The 1252-nt window shown below is 31.9% G+C and carries 2 protein-coding genes; both read right to left on the reverse strand.

Annotation, left to right across the window (positions count from 1 at the left end; all coding sequences use genetic code 11):
* Positions 1–277 precede the first annotated feature (277 nt).
* On the reverse strand, positions 278–649 hold the full coding sequence (locus BTR1S_RS21440) for an Imm3 family immunity protein (protein ID WP_029419227.1): 372 nt from the start codon (positions 647–649) through the stop codon (positions 278–280).
* Between the two features lie 20 nt (positions 650–669).
* Positions 670–1252 (reverse strand): deaminase domain-containing protein (locus BTR1S_RS21445; RefSeq protein ID WP_061781691.1); only part of this gene is annotated, 583 nt, incomplete at its 5' end.

Consider the following 1252-nt stretch of genomic DNA (forward strand, 5'->3'; position numbering starts at 1 on the left):
TTAAACGATTCAAATTCTGTTTTAGTTTGTTCAAACGACTTAAATGTTTGTACACCTTATATGAGGTATAAAATGCAAAATTCCACTTAGAATAAATAGATGATGTACTTACTCAATCTTATCCTAAAAAAAAGCACCTGTTGCTCAAAAGACAATCAAGTGCTTTAATTTTAGTTTACTCACCAATTTGTTAGGATATGTTTTTTCCATGACTAAATCTTATGCTATATTCAATAAGCTTTCTCTAATTAAAAATAAACTCTCCTAATTATATGAATTAATAATTTGCAGCATCGGGATCATAGTCCAGCAACACGTTGTTAAGTTTATTATTAACATGATTTATTCTCGTCAAAAGATTGTCTACATCTTCAGATGACAGTTCTTTCTCCAACTCTTTCATATCGATGCTTGCTAGCTCTTTTTTTATAGTATCAACTACACCGACAAAAACTTTTGGATGTGTTAATATTATCTCACCAATGGCTAAGTGCACCAATAAATTTTCTGTTTTACCTTCATTACATACAGTTTCGAATTCATAAAAAGTTCTTGCAATAGCGTATTTATATCCTCTATCTTCATTTAATAAATTATCATAAATTTCTCTAACAGCCTCAAGCAATTCACTATATTCCCAATCTTCCATCTATATCCCTTCTGTAAAAATTAAGGTTTTATTCTATTTCCATTATTATGGATGACCTCTAATTCTATATTGTGATATTTTCTTGAAAATTCCGCTATTACTTTGCTACAGCTATCACAAGTATCTAATTCTGTAAACAGTTTAATTTTACCAGTTGTTTCGGTATTATCTCCCAGTCTGTTTGCAATATCATTTAGAATTTTATATTCAGTATCAGAGTCTCTTAAATATTCAATTCCATTCTTATCTGCGGCATTCGAAGCCTCAAAAATTGGATTGTTAGGCTTCAACGAAATATCCGGCACTCTTTCTGCTAAAACACCTTGCAATTCATCTATACTACTCTGAGCATAAAATTCTTTTCTATTTAGTCCATTTACATCTACTTCTGCTAAAGCAAAGTTTCCAGACTTTTTATATCCACTAGTCAATTTTCCCTTAAGCTCTTTCACTCTATCAATAATATGAGCTTCTGCCACAGGATCAATTTGTCTTGTTGGATACACTTTACCTGAACTTTTAACAGCACCCTTACCAGTCTCAATCCCCTTCTCAATCCGCTGAATCGACTCCTGTATCTTCGATTTCGAAGCTTGATGAGCG

The organism is Bacillus sonorensis NBRC 101234 = KCTC 13918 (genome assembly GCF_001592005.1).
GTDB classification, from domain to species: Bacteria; Bacillota; Bacilli; order Bacillales; family Bacillaceae; genus Bacillus; species Bacillus sonorensis.